This window comes from Psychromonas ingrahamii 37 (assembly GCF_000015285.1).
In the GTDB taxonomy this organism is placed as follows: domain Bacteria; phylum Pseudomonadota; class Gammaproteobacteria; order Enterobacterales; family Psychromonadaceae; genus Psychromonas; species Psychromonas ingrahamii.
Genome location: NC_008709.1, coordinates 331,382 through 347,910, shown reverse-complemented (window position 1 = coordinate 347,910; position 16,529 = coordinate 331,382). Strand labels below are relative to the sequence as shown.

Below are 16,529 nucleotides of genomic sequence, written 5' to 3'. Positions count from 1 at the left end.
TGTTTTCAAAAAACAACCATTCCACAAAAAACAATCATGCCACCCATTTTTCACAGTCTAAATTTCCTTAGCATTACTATTATCGCTTAGTGAGCAATTGCACTAAAGTGATATTATCTAAGCCACCCATCTGATTTAATTGCGCTAATAATAATTCAGCGCAAGCTAATGCATCGGTTAATGCATTATGTGCATTATAAATAGGTAAATTATAACGATCTCTACATGCGTTCAAACGTAAACTCCCTGTTTTTAAAACCTGGTGCTTGCGCAGTTCCCGCTCCTTCTCAATGATTAAGGTATCTATGGCTAACATAGAAAAGGAATGTGCTCCGGATTTTGATAATGATTGTTGCAGAAATTGTAAATCTAATTGAGCATGATGCGCGACTAATACTTTATCTTTACATTGCTCGAACAACCATTGCAGGGCTTCTTCTAGTGGTAATGCATCAGCCAGATCTTTATCTAAAACACCGTGTATAACAGCACTTTGTCCAACACTACCCTGTATTTTTATTAATTTATGCTGTGCAAATTCAGGTTGAATCTTAGCATTGATAATAGGGATAATTCCAATACTGACCATCTGATCTTTTTTAGGATCTAAGCCTGTCATTTCAATATCTAATGCTAATAACGTAGCTTCAGCAATCGGCCGATTAAGCTGTGTTAACAGATACTGATAATGTGCTTTTAGCGCGGCGAGTTTGCTATTTTTAATCAGCCGTTTTAATTTGTACTGTAACCACCATTGTTTAAACATCAAAATTGCCTTAAGAATTTTAGCCTAACGGTGTCTTGTGCTTCATGGATAACTTTAAAGGCATCCTTTAGCTGATGACGCACCAATGAAGAGAGGCTGTCGGGTAAAATATAGTTAGAGACCGGCTCCGTATTGTTAAATTGCCGCCCCTGATTGATAAGCCGTTTATGGGCGATAAACTCCCAGGAATCTAACAAACTCATTGCAATATCTTTATCTATCTTAGATTTGGCCATTAAACTTTCAAGGCGTTTAGTCGTATTTACTTCCTTGATACCTGCTGCTAGCGCATAGATCCTGACAATATCATTGATTAATGCATTGCCTTTATGTTTTAAGTCTATTCCTTTTACTTCACTGCCATCGCGTTCAATAACAAAGCTGCGGAAAAAACCGATTGGTGGTGTTGATTGCAGGGCGTTCTGGCTAAGCGCAGCGATAAATATATCGTTATTTTTGGTATTTTTTAATACGCTTAATTGCAGAGTGTTAAATAATGCTAAATCACCAAATACTCCACGCATATCAAAAAAGATAGTCGCGTTTAATAATGCACTCGGTTTTGGCGTTTTAACCCAACTTGAAAACTGTTGTTGCCATTGCTGTAATGTTAATTGCCATTGCGGATTTTGAGCCATGATATTACCCGGGCAAAATGGAAAGCCGCACTCATTTAAAGCACTGCATACATACTCTGACAATTGTTTAAAGTAGTCTTTTTCTGCCGCTGTGGTGTCTCTTGCTAAGATCAATGCGTTATCTTGATCAGAGCCTGCCATTTGATCCTGGCGGCCTTGTGATCCAAAAGCTAACCAACAAAATCCCATTGGCGCCGGACCTAATTGTTTCTGTTTTAAGGTAATTAAACGCCGTGTTAATGAGTCGGTGACTGAGGTAAGAATCCGTCCAATTTCAATAGCTTTAGCATCGCTGCTGATTAAATTGTGTAGTAGATCAGGTATTTTTTGGCTAACTTTAATAAGCGCTTCTAAACTATTTTGGCGCTCTATTTGACCAATTAACAACAATGGTTGAGAGCTTTGACTGCGGATCAAGTCAGTGCTGGTAATGATCCCTATTGGTCTGCCTTCACGCACCACAGGTAAATGATGGATATTATTTTCGCTCATTTTTAACATGGCTTCAAACATCAATGCATTAGGTTCGATGATAACGGGATCCTTCGTCATTATTTGTCCTACTAATAGATCGCCATTGAGTCCTTTTGCTAACACGCGATTGCGTAAATCACGATCGGTTAAGATACCACACAGTTTTTCTTGATCGACCACCACCAGAGAGGAAAGACGCTTTTTAGACATTAAAAGTGCTGCTTGATGAATACTCGCATCAGCTGTGATCGTGGTAAGATCTTTAGACATTATATGAGTAATACGCGCAGTGCTAATATTATCATGTTGAAGTGTGCCTTGATTACGTAAACGTTTGGCAAAGGCTTGATTAAAGAAACGATCAAACGAATGGCTGTTGGCACGTAGTTGGTCGAACATTTTAGCAGGCAGGTGATAAACCAAACCATCTTCTAAAATATGTATTTGGTTAACAACTTTTTCTCCCGATAGCAAACCGCTAAATCCAAAGTATTGGCCTTCACCCACTCTATCAATTAGTTCTCCATCTTCCGTCGTTACTTCAAAAGCACCACTGCGAACAATATAGAGTTGTGGAGCATTACTGTCTACTGATACTAATTTCTGTTGTTTACTGTAATAGGCAATAGTTAATATTTGGCAGCATTGCTTGATGATATGTTCAGGCAATGAATCAAAAGGGGCTAATTTACCCATGAAATCAACAATTGGCTGTAATTCACTATTATCCATATGCACCTGACTATAGGTTGAGGGTTTTTAGGGTGGTGAGGGTATTGCGAGTATAGATATGTGGCTAAAAAAGCATTAAAAAAAAGCGCCGAAGCGCTTTTTTTAATTACATCATTATATTAATGATCTGATGCTTCACCTGATCCTTTAGGGAAACGAATGGCTTCAACCATATCTTGTACATCTTGAGGTACTGGTGCTGTCATGCGACAAACAATGATAGCAACAATAAAGTTAAGACACATACCCACTAAACCGATACCTTCTGGTGAAATACCAAATAACCAGTTCTCAGAAATGTTCCCAGCTGGATTTACAAATTTAAAGTAAACAATATAAGCTATTGAAAACAGTAAACCTGCAGCCATACCTGAAATAGCGCCTTCTTTATTCATCTTCTTAGAGAAGATACCCATTGTTATTGCAGGGAATAAAGACGATGCGGCAAGCCCGAACGCGATGGCAACCACTGCGGCTACAAAACCTGGAGGGTTAACACCAAAGTAACCTGCAATAAGGACACCTACACCAGCTGCCATTCGTGCATACAGTAACTCCCTCTTATCGGAGATATCCGGCATCATATTTTTCTTCAGTAAATCATGTGAAACAGAAGTTGAGATAACCAGTAATAATCCGGCAGAGGTTGACAGTGCAGCAGCTAAACCACCGGCAGCGATCAATGCGATAACCCAAGCTGGTAAGTTAGCTATTTCAGGTGTTGCTAATACGATGATATCGCGATCGATCTTCATCTCATTAGCTTCGCCTTTAGCATAATACATTTTACCATCGCCGTTTTTATCATCCCATGCGATCAAACCGGTTTTTTCCCAGCTATTGATCCAGCTTGGCGCTTCTGCATGAGAAACACCTTTCCCTTCGGGGCCATTGATTGTTTCAATCATATTTACACGAGAGAAAGCGGCTAAGGCAGGAATGGTAGTGTACAGAATGGCAATAAATACTAATGTCCAACCTGCAGAAGTACGTGCATCTTTAACCCGTGGAACGGTAAAGAAACGTACGATAACATGCGGTAAACCGGCAGTACCAAACATTAATGCACCACAGATGAAGAACACATCAATCGTATCTTTTGTACCGACTGTATATTCGGCAAAACCGAGTTGGGTAGACAATCCATCTAATTTATCAAGCAGATATACGCCTGAATTATTACCAGCGGCATCAAGTAATTCAGAACCGAAACCAATCTGTGGGAACACATGGCCGGTCATCATGATTGATAAGAAAATAGCTGGCACCATGAATGCAAAAATCATTACACAGTATTGAGCAACTTGCGTATAAGTGATGCCTTTCATACCACCTAATACAGAGTAGAAGAAAACAACGGCCATACCGATATAAACACCAGTATCAATATCTACTTCCAAGAAACGTGAAAATACAACACCTGTACCACGCATTTGGCCTGCAATATAAGTGAAACTGACCACAAGTGCACATATAACAGCGACAGTACGCGCAGTTTGAGAGTAGTAGCGATCACCAACAAAGTCAGGCACAGTAAATTTACCAAATTTACGTAAGTAAGGCGCCATTAGGAGTGCAAGTAATACATAACCACCGGTCCAGCCCATTATATATACCGAACCATCATAACCAACAAATGAAACGATACCTGCTAATGAGATGAATGATGCTGCAGACATCCAGTCTGCTGCTGTCGCCATGCCGTTGACAATGGGGTGTACACCGCCGCCTGCTACGTAAAATTCTTTAGTAGAGCCTGCTCGGCTCCATATTGCAATAACAATATAAAGGGCAAACGTCATGCCTACAATTGTATAAGTTAAAGTTTGAACATCCATTATGCTAATCCTTAGTCTTCTTGAACACCGTATTTTTCATCGAGTTTGTTTGCTTTTGCTCTATAATAAAAAATCAAGAAAAGAAACACATATATCGCGCCCTGTTGTGCAAACCAGAAACCTAATTTGAATCCCATAAAGGTGACTTCATTTAGTACATCTACGAGCAAAATACCAAAGCCAAAGGAAACGACGGCCCAAATAATTAATAGTCTGATGACTAAATTAATATTCTCCTGCCAATATTGATCTGCTTTACTTTTGTCTTCAAAACTCACTGTCATTCTCCTTAATGGTCTTAATGAGGAAGAGATTTAAAGTAAACACTTACTTTTGGTATTTAATTTAAACATTCATTAAACAAAGAATAAGCATTCACTTTTATTCACTTATCTTATGGCTTAAACAATAATTTTCTTATCAAATAAGCACGCTGCTATGGTATGTTAAAGCCATGTTAAATACATTATTTTAGTACCCTGAGACAAAGAGCTGGATCATACTTTATCGAATTAAAATTGGGCGCTCCATCACAGAAGCGGGCTACAGCTTTGTTTTTGTGATTGAGAGCATTGTTTTTGCCATTAAAATTCACTTAGCAAGCCTTTTTTTATTAACGCTATTTTTAACTCTATAAATTATTTTAAGGAGTTTAAAAAAATGCAAATGAGTGAATTTTTATTAGATAATTGATGGTGAAATATGGGTGAAATTGGCTCTTTTACATTTTATTGCTGACCTCCATATGCAAATTGTAAAATTTTCTGAAAATTAAGCGTTGAGAAAGAAATTAAAGTGTCAGGCATTGCCTTTTGCCACAATACTGCTCAATCGGTAATAATGAAAATCCAAAATACTCTCCACATGCTTTTAATATGCAAATATTATAGCCGCATCACGGCACTTGAATTTTTCTTGGTATTGTTGCATTTACGCCCTCTTCCAAGAACTGCATCTACGCACTAATAGCTGGTTTTTTATCAGAAGAAAATAATTGCAATAAAGCATCTGCCGCTAACTAAGGAGGAGAAATTTTAAGGTTCTTAACCCTGTTTTTGACTTTTAATGACTCAATACCGATCATTTTGTTTTTGTTTATAAGTTTTGAGGTCATCTTGTGGGTAAAATCTTTGCGTGAGTGGGTTATTTTTTTGTGGATTTAAGCAATAACCAGCTTCTTTCTGCTTGTTGAAATAATTAGATCCTTTCTTTATTTTGGCTAACCTGCGTGAGGCCTTCGCTAACTTTGCTGCATACTTTACCGTTAGACGAGGGTTGTTAAATTTGGTGTCGTCAGAGCAAATGGCTAAATCTTTAATGCCAACATCAATCCAAACTGTTTTGTTAACCGCTGGTAGCAGTTTAAAGTCTTCTTTAACAAGCAGTAAAACGTAATGTTTTCCTGACGTTGGTTTAGAGATAATCAACGAGCTAAGCTTGCCGGTAAATAAACGTGACCCTCTATTTTTAACGGACGCTTCATTCTGGCAAGCATTAAAGCCTGCACCCCACTTAAAGCTGTTACTCATGAGATCAGTGACGGGTTAATTTTTATTTAAAAGGAATGCTGTCGTGTTTATATTGAACTTTACACATAGCTTTAATATTTAGACAATGTCTGACGTGGTCAGAGCCTTCATTATTCAATGCACTTTATAAACAGTTGGGCGACTGCAACTCAATTCTTTACTGATTGCGTATTTATCGCGGCCCAATTTGGCAAGACTCAGACTATCTTAGTGAAGCTCATTATTAGAGAATCGCCCTAAGCGCTTAGCATATAGCCAGCTGATCGCTTTTATATCTATTCAGATTATTCACTTATTATTTGAATAGAAGGATGCTATGTTTAAGAAGATTTTAATTAAAATTTATCATTTTTTGCAATGGGTTGATTTGTCTTTTTTCATAAAATAAGGAGTATTTATCTAATGCCTTATCATAAAAATTCTACAAAACCAGCCTATCGTACGTTAACATTCCTATTTACATCTTTGCTGGTTTTGTTATTTTTCTTGCTGTCTACTCGCTTTTCTCTTGCTGAATCAACTATTAGCCTAAAGCAAGTGATGCAAGGACAAAGCACTGATTTAAGTATTTATTATTTAGAAGACCCAGAAAAAAGTTATAACATTGATCAATTACAATCAGCCCCCTTATTCTCAAAATTTCAGCCCCTGCCTAATGGAAAAAGTAGTTTTGGTATCAGTTCCTCAGACTACTGGCTTAAAATAATAGTGAGAAATACTGACGATACAGATTTGTTATGGTTACTAGAGATAGTTCATCAGCAATGGGATCATGTGAACTTATATATTAACGGAGAAAAAAAATTTTATGCCGGCGATCATATCCCCTTTACACAACGTGCTTTTGCATCTGAAAACAATGTCTTTGAAATAACTACCGCTGTAAAGGCTGAACAACAATTATTGATTCATTTTTCTTATGAACAAGCAGGCCAAGCTGAAACACAGATTCGACTATGGACAGTAAAAGAATATAGTCAGTATTATGCAAACCGATATTTTATTATTGGAGCCATGTTTGGTTTAGGCATAATACTGTTTTTTTATAATCTATTTATTGGCTATTCCACTCGCTTGCCCCAATTTCTTTGGTATAGCGGATACATTATTAGCGCACTTTTAGCTTTCTTGACTGATAAAGGATTTGGCTATCGCTACCTCTGGTCAAATTCAAACTGGTTTAGCGATTTTTCTCCTGTTTTTTTCATTGCCTTAGTGATGATAATGGCCACTCAGTTTACCCGCTCATTTTTGAATACTGCAACTGAATCAGTGAATATCGACAGGCTACTACAATTAATATTTGTTGTAGCTGGACTTTCCATTTTTTTCAGCTTAATAGGTTATCGTGACTATGCCGTTATTTTAGGTCTTCTTAGCATGTTAACTTCTATTTTTTTCCCGGTTATCGGTTGGGTCATCTATTTAAAAGGCAGGTCATATGCCCGTTTTTATATTTTGGGATGGAGTATTTGGTCTTTGGGTATGATTTTGGCAGTATTACAGCATATCGGCATGATTCCAGTAACGCTATACTCTGATTTATCCACTGGACTGTGTTTTTCTATTGAAGCAGCTCTTCTTTCCTTTGCCCTTGCAGACCGGTTTAACCAACTCAGGAACGAAAAAGAAGAAATTGAATTAATTCATATTGAGCATCTAAAAAACGATCAGCAACTACTGGAGCAACTTGTCACCGAACGTACCGAAGAACTGGAGCAAGCAAAAGATCGAGCAGAGTTATTAGCACGAACCGATCCCCTAACTAACATGTTAAATCGTCGCGCCTTTTTTGAGTGTGGTTCAGTAGAAATTAAACGTAGTTTACGCTATAAATCATCGCTGGCTATTATGATGATCGATCTCGATCACTTCAAATCCATCAATGATAACTATGGTCATGCTGCTGGTGATAATGCTCTGTTATCCGTTGCTAATACATTAAAAGCGATGATACGTAATGTGGATATCATTGGACGGATAGGAGGAGAAGAGTTTGCGGTAATAATTCCCCATGCTGATCTGGAGATTGCAACTGAACTGGCGCAACGGCTTAGACTAGGCATCGAAAAAGTAGAGATAATTATTGATAACCAGCCGGTAAAGATCACCGCATGTTTTGGTGTCACTAGTATAGATATAAAAAGCGAATCATTAGATGAAGCATTAAAAAGAGCCGATAAGGCACTTTATCTGGCAAAAGAAAATGGCCGAAACCGGGTTGAACAGCTTGCTTGATTAACAAGCTCTTTATTCCAAGTGATAATATCTTCGAAAAAATAAATACAATGGCTTAAATCCACTTATTATAATGGGTAAATAAAAGCCACCAGCTGATTAAGCAAAATCACTTCCTGATTCATACCTATTCGATATGCGTAAGCTTTACGAAAAAAGAACATTTTCACAATTCCCTCCTTTATTTAATAAACATATAATAATGCCCCAGCCCTGCAAAAGAGAAGAAAGTGGGGACAAACCTTTTATCGATCGCATTCAGCACCTGACCATTAGCACTAATGATTTGTTTTTCCCAATATAATAAAAATGTCAGATCTCATAGTGACTTCATTACAGCCCTATCAAATCCAAGCTAAATCAATTTATCACTTCGATTGATCAGTAAAAAATCAGAAAAGCCAATAAAATACCCGCCATTATCCCCGTCATCAAGTATGAGAACCAAGATCTGCTTTCTGCCTGAAATACTTTTTAAATTGTGAAAGTACCAGCTTGGGATAATAGAAATACTTAGGAAAGGAACTAAGATTAAATAGAAATGGAAGACGCAATGGTTATTCTCAGCAGATCCAACAAAAAGCGCCACAGTGCGGGTTATTTCAAGAAATTTTCTACATTTGATCATAGGGTTACTGATTAAATTATAGAAGGGAAAATAAACCTTTCCAGATTGGATCATTACGGCACCCTATAAAAGGACGAAGGAGAAATTTGTATGTTAGTGATTTTTATTCATGGTTGGAGTGTTGTCGATACCAGTGCCTATGGTTTATTGCCCGAGGCGTTGGCAGAACAGGCTGATCAGTACAAGCTTAAAATTGAGATCAAGCATATCTGGCTTGGCCGTTATATTAGTTTTAACGACGAAGTCAGCGTAGCTGATGTTGCACGGGCATTTCACGACGCATTGCATGACCAGATACCCAATGGCGTTGGTGGAATAGCTGATTTTTCGTGCATTACCCACTCAACGGGTGGACCCGTTGTGCGCGAATGGCTTAATCGCTTCTATATGGGTTCCCTACTTTCACAATCGCCGTTGCGTCATCTGGTCATGCTTGCACCTGCCAATCATGGCTCCCCGCTGGCAGCCCTCGGCAAGCAACGGGTTGGGCGGATTAAAGCATGGTTTTCCGGAGTAGAGCCCGGGCAACGGATTCTTGATTGGTTGTCGCTCGGCAGTCATCAGCAGATTGCTTTAGCACAGTCTTACCTCACATATAAACCTGCTGAAAATAAGTTTTTTCCTTTTGTTCTAACCGGGCAGACGATTGACAAAAAGTTATATGACTTTGTTAACAATTATTTGGTAGAGGCGGGATCCGATGGGGTTGTTCGGGTTGCCTGTGCCAATCTCAACTACAGCATGATTAAGCTAGTGGAAGAGAAGGTTGCTCACGACTCTGATGAAAAAAAGGCTCGACTTCTTGAAGTAGAGGGAGAATTACAACGTCCCTCGTTAGCTCCTTTCGGTGTTATCCCGGGTGCCAGCCATTCCGGTAAAGACAAGGGAATTATGCGCAGTGTGCTGTCTGCAAAATCAAAGAACAAGCCCCAGGTTACGGAAATATTAAAATGCCTGACCGTCAATAACCAAGCAGATTATACTAACCGTGGCAAAGAATTGGAAATATTGACTCAAGAAAGCCAGAAGGGAACGCATCGTTATGTCATGCTAGTCTTTATTATAAAAGATGATCAGGGCGACCCGGTTAACGATTACGACCTGTTACTTTTGGGGGGTGATAGTCACAATCCAAATAAGCTTACCAAGGGCTTTTTTGTCGATCGACAACAAAATGCGGCGCACCCCAATCATCTTATTTATTACGTTGATTATGATCTGGTGATCAAAAATAAACTCACAGGATTCCGTGTTATTGCACGCCCCGCCGATGGATTCGTGTTCTATCATGTTGTTGAGTACCGTGCGAATGGCCTTAATATTAATGATTTGATAAAACCTAATGAAACTTTTTATGTGGAAATTCAACTGCACCGTTGCGTCGACAAGAACGTCTTCAGAATGGACAATGCCAGTGATCCAAAGCTGAGGAAGGAAGGTTTTCTCATCAAATCAGAAACCCGTCACTCGTTTGAAAATTTGGAACCTTCGAAGGAAGAGATCAATAAGTCTTAGTCTATCGCCTTTGCTGATCGCTGGTTTATCGGCTGAAGACTTAACTGGGAAAGTTGAAACAGCAAAGGGCCATACAGAAAACGGATGGCCCTTTTTTATTGGGCAGTCGGATATTTATATCAAAACCGACTGTTACCTTGTCGACAACGAGTTAAAGCGCTGCGTCTAACTGCAACTACTGATACAAACAGTACCGTCACTGCTTGTTACTGTTGTTTCTCGCTTTTAGGGAAATGCAGATCAGAACTGATGTCCTTTAATGGAGTCTTAGTCCTGAATGGGTCCTTGGCGAACCGCCAGGCAACAACCTTTCTAGGATCTTGCCAATGAATGACCGTATTCTTATCCTCATGTTCCACATTTTCTGTCAGTAAGACCTCGACGACAGCTTCGACCATAAAATTATTATTAGTCTGTTTTTTATTTTTAGTTTGTTGTTTATAACCTTCAGTTATTTCTGTATTTATTTTCTCAAGCATCTCTAGTGATTTTTTGGAAAGGTCGATCTTTAACGGTCTATAACCCTTCTGTTTTCCTGAGTCAGTTTCATATTTTATTTTCTTTTTAACTTCTTCAGTTTTGTTATCTTCTTTAACTCCTTTAAATATAGATCTTAAATCTTCTTGGTCTTGGTGTTCATAAAATAAATCCGCTATAAAAGACTCCGTTTTACTTTTATCATTTTCATTTTCATTTTCATTTTCAGCTACTCCTCCTAAAATATGGATCTTTCTTTCATCTACTTTAATCTTTTCTTTATCTACTCTATATTGCAGCTGGTAGTTTGTTTCTTCATTTATACAGCCGGTTAGCATCTGCGCCAATGCCAGAGTTGCAGGCCCGCTAATGCCAGATAGAACTATTATTCTTTTTCCTTCTGAATAAGGATTTTCGAAGATGGCGATATGCCCATAGGAACGATGAAATTTAGTAAAGCCTGTTGAGCCTTTATCTTTTTTTGCTTTTTCTCCTTTTTTTTCTTTTTCTTTTTCTTCTTTGTCTTTATCTTCATCTTCATCTTCATCTTCATTTTGAAAAAAAGTATATTGATTAGAACTGACAACTTTATCGTCAGATTGCTCTGAATTATCAGGTTTATCTAAGAACCTATAATTATAACTAGATTCATATTTATCTTCTTCTTTGTCCTTGCTGTCTTTATAATAGTATCTAATTCCTCGTGTATTATTATTGTTACTTTTCACTGAGACTAACCCTTCGAAAAATTTTTGACTTTCCTTTGTTATTTTTTCTGGACTGAATGGTGCAATGCCCTTTGCCTTTGCCAGCACTAATTCTGTGATGATATTGACATCAGGGGAGCCAATGATTATTACATTTTGCTTCTCTATTTTTCCTTGCAAAAATTTATCTAAACAAACACCCTCTATGAGTTTTTTGTTCACTGTGTCCGGTTGTTGATAGGTCGGGTAACTTATTTTGTAGTGTAGTGTTGACCTTTTTTCTGAGATGAAACTGTGCAATTCAGCTAAGACCATATGATCCCATTCTATCAAAGAGTATTTTTCGCTGCCTTTATGTACTGTTGCTCCTACCGATATTTGTAAATCCGCTCCTTCAAAAATAGGCTTCCACAGTTTGTTTCGCGATCTTTCTGTTTCTGTGCTTTCTAATATGTCCTTAAACATGGCCATTAAATCATCATCGATCGCTTTTGGGTTTCTTATATCATAACCAAGAAAATAGAGCCCCTGAACGTCAAAGTTACTATGACCTAATTCGGCTTGTTCCTTATCTGAGCTATAAGCATAGACAGGGATCACTGTTTTGCCTTTACCGTGTGCATATCCGAGCCAGAACAGATTGATTGCATCATTGAGATTATTGCCTGTTTTGGTTAAATCAATGGCCAAACACTCTCGACTATCAATAAAATCAACTATTTCAGTGAATGATTTTTTATCAGTTCGCATCGACTGTAAATGCATCCATGGGTAATATTTCTTTTTGTTGTATTCTTGTGCAGATATATCGCTAAACTTTTTGCCTTGAGTCGCCGTGTAGTTTCCAAGAAAATCGTTGCGCTCCTTGCACTTATCAACATCGACTTTGTCTTCTTTTTTTTGTTTACTATTCCCCCGGCTTTTAAGGTATTCTTCATATTCTTTTTCTGATTCATAACCAAGTATATTACATACTGCATCACGAATGACATTCCCTAGGTGGCATCTGAGGGCATCTGTTAATTGACTTTTAGGTTGAGTTTCTATATTTGAATTTGGTAACGGTATCTGAAAATCTATATTTGAAGTTGATAATGGCACCAGATGATCCGCGCCGAGAACTCCTATCCTGCATTGCAGGCTATCTGTTTGTCGCAATTCTTTATCGGCTCCCTTCCAAAGGGAATTTTGTAACTCTTGCGCACTTGTTGTGATAAAGCCAAATGGCTTGTAGCGAAATAATTCGGATTCTTTAATATCTAATCTTCTGAACAGATTATTAACGTCATTCGATAAATCTATTTTTTCTTCCGGCTCTTGCTCCTGAACCATTAATAATATTTTACGCTCCAGTGCCAAGCTCAGTCCAAGTTCGTAAGTGACGTTTTTATTGAGTATGGTTAATTCCACCACCACTAAGTCGGACTCAAGAATCGGCTGGCAAACCTTTCTGCACACAATATAACCCGTACGTATAAGAGTATCTGCACGGCAAGGGAGCAGAGGTTCATCTAGATTGGCCAGCATAGGTTTAATTTGTCGTTCGTATAGCATGTTGTTACGGAAATTAAAGGCCATGACCACAAATGCTTGAGGTGTATTCTTGCCACTTTGTCTTTCCTCCCAATACTTACAAATTTTTCTTTCCTCGACACACAACTGTTCTGAAATAAAACATCGATGGAGTAAGTTAGGTGTTTTATCAATACGCCAGACATTATTTTCGTCCGGGCTGTTGTTGTCATTCATAACGTTTACCTCTCTTCTATAAGTAAAAGTCTTTTGTTACCCGAGATTTATACGGCCCCGGTAAGTCGATAGTATGGCGCTATTTCCTACTCATTTTGCGCCTTCACTTTTTAAATATTGTGCAAAAAACAAGGTAAGAAAAGTATAGTAAAGTAAGTACAGAGTTGGAGGAGTAAACACTCTTTTTTATTTAAGCGTTCATGTTCATTAATCACTGTTGACTTGATTTCAGAAGAAAAAAGGCTGAACACATATGAACGCTGCACATCTGTCCAGTTATTTTGTACCAGCCATTTTCATGGCAAATGTATAGTATTTGTATTTTAATAGGCTTGGTGGCAATAAAGCATGTAATATTGTTATTCAATTCTTATAAAGCAGGATGCTAGGATGAAAAGCAGTATTAGCGCAATTGGAACCGCAGTGCCACAACACAAATTCAAGCAAAGTGAAGCCGCAGCGCTCATTTCAGAACGGCTGCAATTGAGTCCCGCAAAAAAAAGAATGCTTAGGTCCATTTATAAAGCGACGGGTATTGAATCGCGGCATAGTGTGATCAGCGATATGGGGCATCTCTCAAATTCCAGAAGTGACATATCATCACCTGATTTAAGCACAGCAGGCCGTATGGCTCTTTATAAAGAGCATGCGCTGCCGTTAGCCATTTCTGCTATCAAGCAATGTATGGATCAATCCGATGCCACATTCGCCGATATCACACATGTGATTACAGTCAGTTGTACAGGCATGTATGCCCCCGGATTAGATATTGAAATTGTGCAGCAATTAAAGCTGCGCACCAATGCTAAACGCACGGCAATCAATTTCATGGGATGTTATGGCGCCTTCAACGCGTTGAAAGTGGCAGATGATATCTGTCGCGCGAATAAAGGGGCTGTTGTTTTAATTGTGAGTGTTGAACTTTGCAGTCTGCATTTTCAAAATGATGAAGATTTGGATCACTTACTTTCAAATGCGATTTTTGCAGATGGTGCCGCAGCGGCTCTTATTCAGCCGATGGCAGAGAATCAAAAAAGCCTATCGATAGAGGCCTTCAATTGTGATTTATTACCACAGACCAGCGAAGATATGGCATGGCATATAGGAGATTCAGGATTTGATATTGTTTTAAAATCCTACATCCCAGAAGTGATTGAGTCAGGGATCGCAGAGTTTATGGATAAACTATTGAGACAGGAAGCGATCACCGAAGTTAATCACTATGCCATTCATCCAGGCGGTATGAAAATACTACAAGCCTGTGAAACGGCCTTGAATATTACAAAAGACAAAAACAAGCATGCTTATCATGTGATGCGTGAGTATGGAAATATGTCATCAGCCACCATTTTGTTTGTTTTGAAAGAATTGATGACCCATTTGACGGTTAATAATCATCAAGAAACTATTTTTAGTTGCGCTTTTGGACCGGGATTAACCTTAGAATCAATGTTACTTAAGATAAACCAGCCGCATTAAACATAATCAAGCTTTTTGAGTACAAGGTTAACCAGCTTAGGGGATCGTTTCAGTAAAGGAAGAGCCAATTGACCCACTTTTGGGTGCAGTAATGCAGTGTTAAATACGTTCCCTAATAGTACTTTTGTTTTAATCGATTTCGAATAATTGGTACGATACAGCTTAGGTTGTTGTTTTAAGTAAAACTGCACAGCTTGAATAGCGCTATCAACGCTATGTGCAAATCCAGAGCCAATAGCAGGGTAAAGCGACGCTAATGTATCACCTATCCAGTAGCTGTTAGGCCAGTTAGGCGGATTTTTTTGAGTAAATGCAGGAGCGCGACCCGACAGAATATCAATAGAGCTAAGATCAAGCGGGGTGAATATTTTTTTAAGCACCGGATGAGATTTTGTCAGATGCTGAAAGTATTCATTCGGCGAAGTTGCAGCATCCACCGCTTCTCGTTTTGCCAAACAGGCACAGTTACTTATTGTCTCGGTGATCGGAACAATGCCCAAATAAGCTTTATCCAGACTGAACATCTTAAGACTCTGATCGTTTTCAGTATGGGAAAAATGCAATTTAAATCCAAAATAGGGTAGCGCAATTTTTTTATTGTCTTTGTTGTTTCCAAACTTACCCGTTGCAAAAAAAGCACTTTTAGCCTCAATGATTTCACCCGTGGATAATTTGAAATAAAATGGCGTTCTCTCGGTGGCAGGTGTTGTGTGCTCGAGAGATGTGTTTTCGCGTATGCGTCCACCTAGTCTGCGCGCTCGTGCAGCTAACTTTAGCTCAACGTCACTTCTTGATATGGCAGCAGAGGGCTTGGTGAAGTGAATATCTAATTGCCTAATGCCAGCATAAAAGGCGGCATGAGGAATGGGGATAAGAGGATCAACGTCCCAACGCTGTAGTTGCTGTGCCGCAATCGGTGCTAAGAATTCGCCACACATTTTAGGCGTGCCGATGGTTGAGCCTTCGATTAAAAGCGCCGATATACCTTGATCCAACAATGCATTTAGGCACGATAGTCCAGCAACGCCACCGCCGATAATCACTACTTCTTCCAAATGATAACCCTCCAACGAAATGGGAAACACCATTTAACTTGGTAGTGTTTCATGCCAGCTTGTTCTAACAGTGTGATTAATTCTTGACGGATAAAACCGCGTTTGATGGAGATAAGCCCATCATAGGTAATGAGCCTACTGCTAAATAAGATTTGACTGAAAAGGCGATAAAACCAATAGGCAATGCTATTGCGGTGCAAATCATTAATGATGACTTTATCTTTTGTGGTATATAGTGCTTGTTTGAAAAAGGCAATAATTTCTTCATTGCTCATGTGGTGGCAAACCATTGTTGCCAAAATGACATCAACACTGTTTTCGCCAAATGTTAATTTTGGCTCAGCCATTTTTTCAAATTTCACGTTGGAGGTATCTGATCTAAAGACAGACTTCTCATAATTGGCCATATTAATCGCTTCAGACGAGATATCAATACCATGGAATGTCATCTTTGGAAAATAACGACTGAGATTAAGAATAAATAAGCCTGCGCCACAACCAACGTCCACCACATGTGCTTTTTCCCCACCTGTCTTTAAAACATTCACTGTTCCGTGAAAGAATCCGAGAATTTTATTGATGCGATATAGCATTTTTTGACAATGAGTAAATTCTTCCTCGGTGTAGTAGTCCGGACCTAAATCGAGAATTTCTTTTTCATTTGAACGATGTGATAGCACAGTTTTTTTCCCAGAATTCATTTG

12 protein-coding genes are annotated in these 16,529 nt (G+C 38.6%); 3 read left to right on the top strand and 9 right to left on the bottom strand.

All coding sequences use genetic code 11. The features are described from left to right. Nucleotides 1-79: 79 nt before the first annotated feature. The 6 genes from PING_RS01440 to PING_RS01420 form a co-directional block, all read right to left on the bottom strand. Complete coding sequence (locus PING_RS01440; protein ID WP_011768691.1) at nt 80-766, bottom strand: exonuclease domain-containing protein; 687 nt, start codon at nt 764-766, stop codon at nt 80-82. Beyond that, nucleotides 766-2,610 (bottom strand): DUF294 nucleotidyltransferase-like domain-containing protein, encoded by a 1,845-nt coding sequence (locus tag PING_RS01435; RefSeq protein WP_011768690.1) that lies wholly within the window; start codon nt 2,608-2,610, stop codon nt 766-768. The genes PING_RS01440 and PING_RS01435 overlap by 1 nt, the downstream gene beginning before the upstream one ends. A gap of 119 nt (nt 2,611-2,729) precedes the next feature. After that, the gene (locus PING_RS01430) at nt 2,730-4,448 is read right to left on the bottom strand and encodes a sodium:solute symporter family protein (RefSeq protein ID WP_011768689.1); all 1,719 of its coding nucleotides are present in this window, start codon (nt 4,446-4,448) and stop codon (nt 2,730-2,732) included. An 11-nt stretch (nt 4,449-4,459) separates the two neighbouring features. Next, nucleotides 4,460-4,726: a DUF4212 domain-containing protein gene (locus PING_RS01425; protein ID WP_041765763.1), complete on the bottom strand. Its 267-nt coding sequence runs from the start codon at nt 4,724-4,726 to the stop codon at nt 4,460-4,462. Nucleotides 4,727-5,466: 740 nt separating this feature from the next. Next, entirely contained in the window at nt 5,467-5,562 is a 96-nt protein-coding gene (locus PING_RS21710) for a hypothetical protein (RefSeq protein WP_408635111.1), read from the bottom strand. Then, nucleotides 5,519-5,875: a transposase gene (locus PING_RS01420; protein ID WP_198134729.1), complete on the bottom strand. Its 357-nt coding sequence runs from the start codon at nt 5,873-5,875 to the stop codon at nt 5,519-5,521. The genes PING_RS21710 and PING_RS01420 overlap by 44 nt, the downstream gene beginning before the upstream one ends. A 504-nt stretch (nt 5,876-6,379) precedes the next feature. Between PING_RS01420 and PING_RS01415 the strand changes: the two genes are divergently transcribed. Then, entirely contained in the window at nt 6,380-8,215 is a 1,836-nt protein-coding gene (locus PING_RS01415) for a sensor domain-containing diguanylate cyclase (RefSeq protein ID WP_011768686.1), read from the top strand. A gap of 718 nt (nt 8,216-8,933) precedes the next feature. Continuing rightward, a complete protein-coding gene (locus tag PING_RS01405; protein ID WP_011768684.1) occupies nt 8,934-10,358 on the top strand; it encodes an esterase/lipase family protein in 1,425 nt (474 codons plus the stop codon). A gap of 206 nt (nt 10,359-10,564) precedes the next feature. On the opposite strand, the gene PING_RS01400 is transcribed toward PING_RS01405, so the two are convergent. Then, nucleotides 10,565-13,291 (bottom strand): hypothetical protein, encoded by a 2,727-nt coding sequence (locus PING_RS01400; protein ID WP_011768683.1) that lies wholly within the window; start codon nt 13,289-13,291, stop codon nt 10,565-10,567. 366 nt (nt 13,292-13,657) lie between these two features. Between PING_RS01400 and PING_RS01395 the strand changes: the two genes are divergently transcribed. Further along, nucleotides 13,658-14,770 (top strand): type III polyketide synthase, encoded by a 1,113-nt coding sequence (locus PING_RS01395; RefSeq protein ID WP_332248879.1) that lies wholly within the window; start codon nt 13,658-13,660, stop codon nt 14,768-14,770. On the opposite strand, the gene PING_RS01390 is transcribed toward PING_RS01395, so the two are convergent. Together PING_RS01390 and PING_RS01385 are read right to left on the bottom strand one after the other, a co-directional pair. After that, a complete protein-coding gene (locus tag PING_RS01390; RefSeq protein ID WP_011768681.1) occupies nt 14,767-15,825 on the bottom strand; it encodes an NAD(P)/FAD-dependent oxidoreductase in 1,059 nt (352 codons plus the stop codon). The genes PING_RS01395 and PING_RS01390 overlap by 4 nt on opposite strands. Then, nucleotides 15,813-16,526 carry a methyltransferase domain-containing protein gene (locus tag PING_RS01385; protein WP_232279396.1) on the bottom strand — a complete coding sequence of 238 codons (714 nt, stop codon included), beginning with the start codon at nt 16,524-16,526 and terminating at the stop codon, nt 15,813-15,815. Before PING_RS01385 ends, PING_RS01390 begins: the two co-directional genes overlap by 13 nt. Nucleotides 16,527-16,529: the final 3 nt, after the last annotated feature.

Bases quoted from the DNA above. Each gene is read 5' to 3' on its own strand.
- PING_RS01440 (WP_011768691.1), bottom strand. From the start codon at position 766: ATGTTTAAACAATGGTGGTTACAGTACAAATTAAAACGGCTGATTAAA.
- PING_RS01435 (WP_011768690.1), bottom strand. From the start codon at position 2,610: ATGGATAATAGTGAATTACAGCCAATTGTTGATTTCATGGGTAAATTA.
- PING_RS01430 (WP_011768689.1), bottom strand. From the start codon at position 4,448: ATGGATGTTCAAACTTTAACTTATACAATTGTAGGCATGACGTTTGCC.
- PING_RS21710 (WP_408635111.1), bottom strand. From the start codon at position 5,562: ATGACCTCAAAACTTATAAACAAAAACAAAATGATCGGTATTGAGTCA.
- PING_RS01415 (WP_011768686.1), top strand. From the start codon at position 6,380: ATGCCTTATCATAAAAATTCTACAAAACCAGCCTATCGTACGTTAACA.
- PING_RS01405 (WP_011768684.1), top strand. From the start codon at position 8,934: ATGTTAGTGATTTTTATTCATGGTTGGAGTGTTGTCGATACCAGTGCC.
- PING_RS01400 (WP_011768683.1), bottom strand. From the start codon at position 13,291: ATGAATGACAACAACAGCCCGGACGAAAATAATGTCTGGCGTATTGAT.
- PING_RS01385 (WP_232279396.1), bottom strand. From the start codon at position 16,526: ATGAATTCTGGGAAAAAAACTGTGCTATCACATCGTTCAAATGAAAAA.